Source organism: Arthrobacter sp. H5, from assembly GCF_000520595.1.
Taxonomy (GTDB): Bacteria; Actinomycetota; Actinomycetes; order Actinomycetales; family Micrococcaceae; genus Arthrobacter_D.
This window is the reverse complement of record NZ_KI915024.1, coordinates 8,998-14,347: the sequence shown is the minus strand read 5'-3', so window position 1 is coordinate 14,347 and position 5,350 is coordinate 8,998. Positions and strand designations below refer to the sequence as shown.

Sequence of the window (5,350 nt, the reverse complement as noted above, 5' to 3'; positions counted from 1 at the left end):
CCCTACCCCGCCACTCCTGCCCTCGGCCCGATGACTTCCGCCCTCCGGTCGTGGAGTGCCGGTTGGGTTCAGGACCGCCGGTTGCGCCAACGGTTGAATTTCACCAGACCTGTCATCGCGGTGCGGACCAGAGGCGAGTCGAGCGCCGTACGGGCATCGGCGATGGCCGCATTCCACAGGGCGTCGTTATACGTGGGATAGGGATGGGTGACACCTGCGAGGTTCCGCGTGGTGAGCTTTTGGTGTACGGCAAGTGTCAGTTCCGCCAGGGATTCCCCGGCCCGGGGTCCCACGATCGTTCCCCCGAGAATCCGCCCGCCCTTGCCGATCACCAGCCGGGTGAAGCCCGAGGTCTGCTCTTCGGTGATGGCCCGATCCGTATGCGCGTGCTGGATGGTCGAGGTGGTCTGATCCTTGCCGTCAGCCGTGCTGGGTCCGACGGCGGCAACCTCGGGGGAGGTGAAGGTCACCCGCGGAACGATCGTGCTGACCGACCGGTGTACGCCCAGGACGGCATTGGAGGCTGCGGTGCTCGCATAAACCCCTGCCAGGTGGGTGAAGTCGGGGTGTGGTGTCACATCTCCCGCCGCCCAGATTCTCGGATTCGACGTGCGCATTCCCGCATCCACCACCACATGGCCGGCGTCGTCGCACTCCACACCCACGTGCACCAACCCCAGACCTTCGGTGCGGGCCTTCCGGCCCGCAGCGACCAGGATGACGTCGGCATCGAATGCGCGTGAGTCACTGGTGTGGATAGTGCTTAGAGAACCGCCGTCGTCATGGGAGGTGCTGACCCTGTCGACCTCCACTCCTTCCACGATCTCCACGCAGTCTTCCTGGAGGCTGGCCCGCACGATCGCCGCGGCGTCGCGGTCCTCTTTCGGCAGGACTTCCGAGCGCACCAGCATCACCACGGTCGAGCCGAGCCGCGCGAAAGCCTGCCCCAGCTCACAGGCGATCGGGCCTCCCCCGATGACCACCAGGCGGTGTGGGAGTTCCACCAGGTCCCACACGGTTTCCGAGGTCACCATCGGAGCCTCGTCCAATCCGGGAATCGGGGGCACCATGGGTACGCTGCCGGTCGCGATCAGCGCCTGCCGGAAACGGATGGTCTTCCCGTCGACGGCGGCTTCACCGGGTGCCGTGAACCGGACCGTACCGGTCACAACTGACGCACCGACGGCTTCCATCGACGCGGGAGAGTCATCCGGCTCAATGGCAGCGATGGCCTCAGAGATGCGCGCCCGCACCTCTGCAAAAGCCGTTCCACTGCCACCGAGGGAGCGCCGGGCCGCCGAACTTCCGGCCGCGGAGAGCAGAGTCTTGGACGGAACACACCCGGTCCACAAGCAATCCCCGCCCGTGCGGGCGGATTCGACCAGGACCGTGTCCGCGCCGAGCCGCGCTGCGGTCTTCGCTCCCACGATCCCAGCCGTACCACCACCGATCACCAGCAGATCGATGATCCCATCCTTGCGTTCCATTGAATCTCCATCCCGTCGTCGGTTCATGCGGATTTTCCCTCACCATAAGCTGTAGGCACCGCGGCCGGCCCAACCGAGCCCCGCCCCCGATACGGAAGTGATCCTGATCGCCGGAAAATACCGCAGCATCGCACCCCTGTATGACCTGCTCTCAGCCGAATGGCCCGTGTACCGGGCCGGTAGGAAGATCGGCATCGAATCCCTGGACCTTCATCCCGGCTACCAGGTCCTGGACATCGGCTGCGGCACCGGACTGAACTTCGGGCTCCTCCACCAACGGATTGGCCCCGGGGGCACGATCGTGGGCATCGACCGCAGCCCGGACATGCTGGCCCAGGCCCGACGGAAAGCCACGCGCAACGCCTGGACCAACGTCATCCTCATCGAAGCGGATGCCACCACGCTCACACCTGCCGCCATCTGCACCAGCATCGCACTTCAGGGAGGACGCGAGCATTCGGAGGCCGCCCTGGCGACCTACGCCCTGTCCTTCATGGCGGACTGGGAAACCGCCTGGACCAACATGATCCTCATGAGCTCTCCGGGCGCTTCCATGGGCGTGGTGGACATGCAGGAACCCACCGGCGTCTTCGCCCTCGCAACCCCACTCGCCCGAACCGCGTGCCACCTGGGCAGCGCCGATATCACCGCACACCCCTGGACCTGGCTCGAACGCGACTGCGCCGATGTACAAGCCGCCTCCGCACGCGGCGGGCACCTCCAAATCCGCACGGGCCGCCGCCGGTAGCACTCCCCCGACCCCGTTCCGCTCTATCTCCTGCAGAAGATGATCCAGCACAACGCGTTCAATTGCTGAGATTTGGCCAGGACTAGGGACGCCCACGAAACGGCAGATTTCCAGTGCCCGCCACGACCCGGCATCTCATGTTTCTTCGCGGCTGCACGCCATGAGACCGCATGGGAAATGCGGTTGGAGGTGAATAACCAATTATCCGGCGGGCGGAAAGGGCGTTCCCTCGAAGTGGATCATATCCAGGGACTCCACCTGCGGTCCGAGTAGGGCCAGAACGTTGCGACCCTGCTCCGTTTCGGGAAAGACCTCCGTGTGGTCGGTCAAAGCGTTCCATCCCACCCGGAGCAGGTAGACCTGTGGTTGGTCGACGCTGCGATGCAGGTCCACTGACCGGCATCCGGGTGCCGCCAGGAGGTTCTCGCGGATAGCGGGGTACGTCTTGTGGAAGTCCTCATGCCCGTCATGACGGATGGTGAGTTGTGCGTGTTCGAAAATCATGTGATTCTGTCGACCTTTCGTGCCCAGATTTTTGAGAGGTGAGTTTTTAGCTGTTGACGCCGGCGTTTTGCGCGGCAAGGCCGGCATGAATGTCTTGCATATTGAGGGCTTTGACTTCGGCGATAACCTGCTCGAGGGCCGTGGCGTCCAAGGCTCCTGGCTGAGAGAACACGAGGACTTTCTCGCGGAAGGCCATCAGCGTCGGGATGGAACTGATGCCTGCCTTCGCCGAGAGCGCCTGTTCGGCCTCCGTGTCGACCTTCGCGAAGGCAATATCGGGGTGCTTCTCCGAAGCTGCGCTGTACGTCGGGGCGAACCTGCGGCAAGGCGCGCACCAGCCCGCCCAGAAATCGATCAGCACAATCTCATTGTCATTGAGTAGGGTTTGAAAGGTGTTCTCGGTTATATCAACGGTAGCCATACTGGGTCCTTATCGTGAGTCGCACCAGGTGTCAGCCGGGTGCTCTCCCTTTTCGGGGTGAGGGCCTGGGCAGGGTCTAAAAAGAAGTAATAGCCTCGTCGGTGGTAATGACGGCACCTGCGATGTAGTTGAAGTTCGTCAGCGCAGCGGCGTAGCCGTCTCCCAGTTCAGGGTGTTGCGCCGCTGCCGTGGCGTCTGCGACGACCGTCACGTCGAAGCCCTGCTCCAGCAGTTCCCGCAGGTGGCTCTCGATGCAAAGATTGGCGGACATTCCTGCCAGGATGACCTTGCTGATGCCGCGTTTGCGTAGTTGGAGGACGAGGTCGTTCTGTTCCGGGCCGTACACCTTGTGGGGGCTGCAAAGAACGGTCTTCCCGTCCTGGATGTAGGGCTTGTACTGCTCCAGCCAGTCAGCACCAGAGCCTTCAAATCCCTCCAGGCTCAAGGGTCCAGGCCGGTCGAACATACCGATTTCGTGCATCTTCTTTTCCAGCGTCCCGCCGAATTCCCACTGATGATCCTGCGGGAAGTAGTAGTGCGGGGAGATGAAAACCATGTAACCGGCGGTTTTGGCGGCGGCGAGTAACTGGTCGATGTGTTCAACCGTGTTGTTCTCCCGCACACTGTTGCCGACCAGTTCCCATGTCGCCCCGTCGGGGCTGAGGAAATCATTCTGTGGGTCTGTCAGCACGAGTGCTGTTGTCGAATTATCGAAAGTCATGGCTCTCCTTGGATGGTGATAGCGGCGGTCCCTAATCTTCGGGCACCTTCATACGCTATCTTCGGGCAACTTCGTACGTTAGGCATTAGTGGACGATAGTTCTGTAACCCAGGACACCGTGTGGGAGACCCCGACCGTCATACAGTGCGAAAGAAACACCCCGGACCGCGAAACACTCCACGGCCCGAGGGACACCAACGCCCGGTTAGGCATGCTGGCCGGGTCACGCGGAATAGGGAACCCATTATGGCAAGAGCAATGTGAACGGAGCGGTCATCGCCGAGTCTGAGGATGTTGTGGTGGTCGAGGGCAACAGCTACTTCCCCATGGACGCGGTGGACCAACGGTATTTCAAGGACAGCGACATGTACTCAGTCTGCCCGTGGAAAGGCAAGGCCAGTTACCGCACCCTTGAAGTGAATGGACAGCAGAATACGGACGCCGCCTGGTTTTATCCCGAACCAAAACAGCGGGCACTGCCGATCAAGAACCGTGTCGCCTTCTGGCGCGGCGTCACCATCGAACCCAGCGGCGCTGCACCTCAGTGACGCCGACAGCGATTACTCCACCGAGTCACCCTGCCCCCCGCCTGACACAAGTACATAGAAGTGGGCTCCTGCCATTTTGCCCCAGCGCGGCCTGCAGACCCGGAACGGCATATGATCCGGCCCGGTCTGCAGCCTGATTCAGGATCTGGCAAGCTTCCCTCCGAGAGCCACCAGGTCTTCGGCTTCGATGTCGGGTGCGGTGAAATAAGAGGGGTAGAAGGCCCCGGTACGGTTGATCCACGCTGTTCGCAGGCCGGCCGCGTTGGCACCATGAATATCCCATGGGTGCACGGCGACGAGCAACAGCCGGTCGACAGTTTGACCGGTTTCCCGGGCGGCGTAGTCATAGGCTTCGCGGACAGGTTTCCACCGGGGAGCGTCCTGAACACTGAGGAGCCGCGAAAATTCGTCCCGGACGCAGCCCCGGCCAAGGAGGGATTCCGCCACCGTTGCTGAGGGTGATCAGTTCCGTGATTCTGCTGAGCGCGAGGATTCCGGGCGCCGCATCCGGGTGCAGTGAGAGGTTCGTGAACACGCCCATAATGGAATCGACCTGTTCCAGGTAGTCCCCCGGTCCTAAGGTCTGTGTCACGACGCGATGAAGACTGTCGGTGGCAAGGTCGGCGAAGGCAGGGTTATCCCCCGCTGAAGTAAGAGCGAACCCGTCGCGGAATACTTCCGTAAACCACAGCCGGGCAAGAGAAGCAGGCACCCCGGCGCGGGTGAACGCGTCTGCGAGAGGGCCCATGTCGGACAGGGTTTCATTGACGTCGAAGACTATGACGGACGGCGTAATGGACATGCGATTAGTCCTTTCTAGCTCCGGTGAGGAGCGAGTTGATGGCGGCAGCGATGTCCCGTGGATGGTCTTCGGGAGTGAAGTGCTTGCCCCCGGGTATCCGGATCAGGTCCGCTCCGAGA

General features: G+C 62.3%; 7 protein-coding genes. 2 read left to right on the top strand and 5 right to left on the bottom strand.

Going from position 1 to position 5,350, the window contains the following annotated elements:
* Positions 1-68: 68 nt before the first annotated feature.
* Positions 69-1,487, bottom strand: coding sequence for a dihydrolipoyl dehydrogenase family protein (locus tag Y708_RS0118930; protein WP_028281133.1), 1,419 nt, complete (start codon positions 1,485-1,487; stop codon positions 69-71).
* Positions 1,488-1,584: 97 nt separating this feature from the next.
* Here Y708_RS0118930 and Y708_RS0118925 point away from each other — a divergent pair, with 97 nt between their 5' ends.
* Positions 1,585-2,235 carry a class I SAM-dependent methyltransferase gene (locus Y708_RS0118925; protein WP_216699843.1) on the top strand — a complete coding sequence of 217 codons (651 nt, stop codon included), beginning with the start codon at positions 1,585-1,587 and terminating at the stop codon, positions 2,233-2,235.
* A 201-nt stretch (positions 2,236-2,436) separates the two neighbouring features.
* Here the strand turns inward: Y708_RS0118925 and Y708_RS0118920 are convergent, their stop codons facing one another.
* The 3 genes from Y708_RS0118920 to Y708_RS26355 form a co-directional block, all read right to left on the bottom strand.
* A complete protein-coding gene (locus tag Y708_RS0118920; protein ID WP_028281131.1) occupies positions 2,437-2,739 on the bottom strand; it encodes an antibiotic biosynthesis monooxygenase family protein in 303 nt (100 codons plus the stop codon).
* Positions 2,740-2,785: 46 nt separating this feature from the next.
* Positions 2,786-3,160 (bottom strand): thioredoxin family protein, encoded by a 375-nt coding sequence (locus Y708_RS0118915; protein WP_028281130.1) that lies wholly within the window; start codon positions 3,158-3,160, stop codon positions 2,786-2,788.
* Between the two features lie 76 nt (positions 3,161-3,236).
* Positions 3,237-3,881 carry an isochorismatase family protein gene (locus tag Y708_RS26355; RefSeq protein ID WP_035776850.1) on the bottom strand — a complete coding sequence of 215 codons (645 nt, stop codon included), beginning with the start codon at positions 3,879-3,881 and terminating at the stop codon, positions 3,237-3,239.
* 260 nt (positions 3,882-4,141) lie between these two features.
* Between Y708_RS26355 and Y708_RS0118905 the strand changes: the two genes are divergently transcribed.
* Positions 4,142-4,429, top strand: a complete 288-nt coding sequence (locus Y708_RS0118905; protein WP_028281129.1) for a DUF427 domain-containing protein — start codon at positions 4,142-4,144, stop codon at positions 4,427-4,429.
* A 343-nt stretch (positions 4,430-4,772) separates the two neighbouring features.
* Here Y708_RS0118905 and Y708_RS28700 read toward each other — a convergent pair whose 3' ends face one another.
* Positions 4,773-5,231, bottom strand: a complete 459-nt coding sequence (locus Y708_RS28700; RefSeq protein ID WP_253905887.1) for an HAD family hydrolase — start codon at positions 5,229-5,231, stop codon at positions 4,773-4,775.
* Between the last annotated feature and the right edge of the window lie 119 nt (positions 5,232-5,350).

Excerpts from the sequence above, each read along its gene's own strand:
- Y708_RS0118930 (WP_028281133.1), bottom strand. The coding sequence starts at position 1,487 with ATGGAACGCAAGGATGGGATCATCGATCTGCTGGTGATCGGTGGTGGT.
- Y708_RS0118920 (WP_028281131.1), bottom strand. The coding sequence starts at position 2,739 with ATGATTTTCGAACACGCACAACTCACCATCCGTCATGACGGGCATGAG.
- Y708_RS0118915 (WP_028281130.1), bottom strand. The coding sequence starts at position 3,160 with ATGGCTACCGTTGATATAACCGAGAACACCTTTCAAACCCTACTCAAT.
- Y708_RS26355 (WP_035776850.1), bottom strand. The coding sequence starts at position 3,881 with ATGACTTTCGATAATTCGACAACAGCACTCGTGCTGACAGACCCACAG.
- Y708_RS28700 (WP_253905887.1), bottom strand. The coding sequence starts at position 5,231 with ATGTCCATTACGCCGTCCGTCATAGTCTTCGACGTCAATGAAACCCTG.